General features: G+C 58.6%; 2 protein-coding genes and 1 tRNA gene. 1 reads left to right on the top strand and 2 read right to left on the bottom strand.

The genetic code is table 11. The features are described 5' to 3' along the window. The coding region (locus tag F8J34_RS06720; RefSeq protein WP_297057459.1) for a 2-isopropylmalate synthase at positions 1-1,357 on the bottom strand (1,357 nt) is incomplete at its 3' end. Between the two features lie 95 nt (positions 1,358-1,452). Between F8J34_RS06720 and ilvC the strand changes: the two genes are divergently transcribed. After that, positions 1,453-2,451, top strand: a complete 999-nt coding sequence (gene ilvC / locus F8J34_RS06715; protein ID WP_297057456.1) for a ketol-acid reductoisomerase — start codon at positions 1,453-1,455, stop codon at positions 2,449-2,451. A gap of 418 nt (positions 2,452-2,869) precedes the next feature. Here ilvC and F8J34_RS06710 read toward each other — a convergent pair. Further along, positions 2,870-2,946 (bottom strand) — tRNA-Arg (locus F8J34_RS06710). Positions 2,947-2,987 lie beyond the last annotated feature (41 nt).

Below are 2,987 nucleotides of genomic sequence, written 5' to 3'. Positions count from 1 at the left end.
CGGCCTTGAAGGCGGCATCTACCGATCCCACCCCCACCGCCATGGCTATTCGTCGCCCCTCCTCCCGATCCTCCACTTCCACCTGAGCGATGGGGCGCAACGAGGTGCCGTAGAGGCTTGAAACCTGGGCCGAAATTACCCGGTAGCGATACCGATCCGCCAGGAACTCGTCGTAAAGGATCCCCTCCAGGTACTCATCGGGGATGCGGCGCAGTACGTCCTTGATCTCCGCCCGAAAACGTTCGAAGACCCGGGAAAGGGCCTGGCGCGAAAGTTTCCAGCCCAGGCTTTTGAGCTTGTAATCCACGGCATGACGCCCGGAGTGTTTGCCCAGCACGATGGCGCTTCCGCTCCAGCCCACGGATTCCCGGTCCATGATTTCGTAGGTTAGACGATGAGCGATGACTCCGTGCTGGTGGATCCCCGATTCATGGGCAAAGGCATTGGCCCCCACGATGGCCTTGTTGGGCTGGACGAACATTCCGGTAAGCCGGGATACCAGCTGACTGGTGGGGACGATGCGCTGGGTGCGGATCCCTGTGTCCAGGGCCGTTCCCAGTTTTTCCCGGAAGAAATCGGCCCGGGTCTTCAGGATCATGACGATTTCTTCCATGGCCGCGTTTCCGGCCCTTTCCCCGATACCGTTTACCGTGCATTCCACCTGCCGGGCCCCGGCCAGAAGCGCCGCCACACTGTTGGCCACCGCCAGCCCCAGATCGTTATGGCAGTGTACGGAGAGCCGAAGGTCTCCGGACTCCAGGGCCTCCCCGAACCCGGCCTCCCTAAGGCGTTCCACCAGGAAGGCGATCAGGGAATGGTATTCGTGAGGGACGGTATATCCCACCGTATCCGGAATATTGATTACCCGGGCTCCGGCCCGGGCCACGGTTATTACCACCTGAGCCAGATATTCCCGATCGCTTCGGGTGGCGTCCTCGGCGGAGAATTCCACATTGGAGGTGAACCTTCGGGCCAATTTTACCGCTTCCTCCGCCAGCCGGAGTACCTCTTCCCGGCTTTTGCGCAGTTTGTATTCCAGGTGGATGTCAGAGGTGGCGATGAAGGTATGAATCCGGGGATTTTCGGCCTGGCGCAGGGCCTCCCAGGCGGTCTCAATATCCCTGGCGTTGGCCCGGGCCAGGGCGGCGATCTCCACCCCCTTGAGTTCCGCAGAAAGGGTTCGCACCGCCTCGAAGTCCCCCGGGGAGGCCACCGGAAAACCGGCCTCGATCACATCCACCCCCAGATCCACCAGAGCCCTTCCGATTTCGATCTTCTGGGCCATGTTCAGCGAAACCCCGGGGGACTGCTCCCCGTCCCGCAGGGTGGTATCGAAGATAAAGACTCGATTAATCATGGCCCCTCCTGATGGCTTTGATAGCATTTTACTGCTCGTTGACGCGGCCCACAAGGAGTGCTAGGTAGAAAAGTAAATCCCCAAGGAGGCGCGGCATGAAGATTTATTATGATCAGGATGCGGATCTTTCCCTCCTGAAGGACAAGACCATCGCCGTTCTGGGGTACGGCAGTCAGGGACATGCGCATGCCCTGAACCTGCGCGACAGCGGCCTGAAGGTCATTGTAGGGCTGAGGTCCGGAGGCCCCAGTTACGAGAGGGCCAAGGCCGATGGTTTCGAGGTGTTGGCTCCGTCTCTGGCCTGTTCCCGGGCCGAGGTGATCATGGTCCTGGTGCCGGACCAGATCCAGCCCAGGATTTATGAAGAGGCCATTGCTCCCAATCTCTCCCCGGGCAAGATGCTCATGTTTGCCCACGGGTTTAATATCCACTACGGCCAGATCGTTCCCCCCAAGGACGTGGATGTGACCATGGTCGCTCCCAAAGGGCCGGGGCATCTGGTGCGTCGGGAGTTTGAACGTGGGGCCGGGGTGCCCTGTCTGGTGGCCGTGCATCAGGATGCCACCGGTCAGGCCCTGGCCAGGGCCCTGGCCTACGCCAAGGGAATCGGGGGTACCCGGGCCGGGGTGATCGAGACCACCTTCCGCGAGGAAACCGAAACCGATCTTTTCGGGGAACAGTGTGTGCTGTGCGGAGGGGTGGCCGCTCTGATCAAGGCCGGTTTCGAAACCCTGGTGGAGGCCGGATATTCTCCCGAATTGGCCTATTTTGAATGCTGCCACGAGCTTAAACTCATTGTGGATCTCATTTATGAGGGTGGTCTTTCCTTTATGCGGTACTCCATAAGCGATACCGCCGAATACGGAGACCTAACCCGTGGTCCCCGCATTATTAACCAGACCGTAAGACAGGAAATGAAACGCATCCTCGAGGAGATTCAGAGCGGTCGTTTTGCCCGGGAGTGGATCCTGGAAAACAAGGCCGGACGTCCGGTCCTTAACGCTCTCCGGCGCAGGGAGGCCGAACATCCCATCGAGGAAGTAGGGCGCCGTCTCCGGGAGATGATGCCCTGGCTCAAGAAGGGCCAAAAGTAAGATCCAGGGCCGGGGCCTGCCCCGGCCCCTCTCTGCCTGATAAAACGTGAAATTAACCGGTCGCGGCTCCGGAGAAAAAGCTTGAAAACGAACCACCGCCGGGCCAAGGTTTATGGCCAACTGAGGGAAAGTTATATAAAAGGGTGGACAGTCCTTCTTGCTCGCCCCGAAGGCCCGCCGGAGAACCCGATGAGCGTTACCCAACCTCTCTCCCTGAAACAGTCTAAAGTTATCCTGCGAAAAACCCCCTGCCCCTCCGAACCCTTTGATTTTCAACGTCCCGCTAAGTCCCGCCTAGTCCCGCTATTTGTTAACTAGTCCAAACTTATCTTGCAACTGTCTAAGTTTATTCTGCAATTTTTCTAAAACCGGCTTGCAATGAAGAGAGCGAGGAGGAGAGGCTTGAAACCCTTGATATTGGCGCGCCCGGGAGGACTCGAACCTCCAACCTTTGGATTCGTAGTCCAATGCTCTATCCGATTGAGCTACGGGCGCACCGTTTCCTACTTTAATCTCTTCCCTTTAACTTGGCAAGG

This window comes from Thermosulfurimonas sp. (assembly GCF_015491435.1).
Classification (GTDB): Bacteria; Desulfobacterota; Thermodesulfobacteria; order Thermodesulfobacteriales; family Thermodesulfobacteriaceae; genus Thermosulfurimonas_A.
Note: the sequence above shows the minus strand (reverse complement) of the source record. Positions and strands in the feature narration are given on the sequence as shown.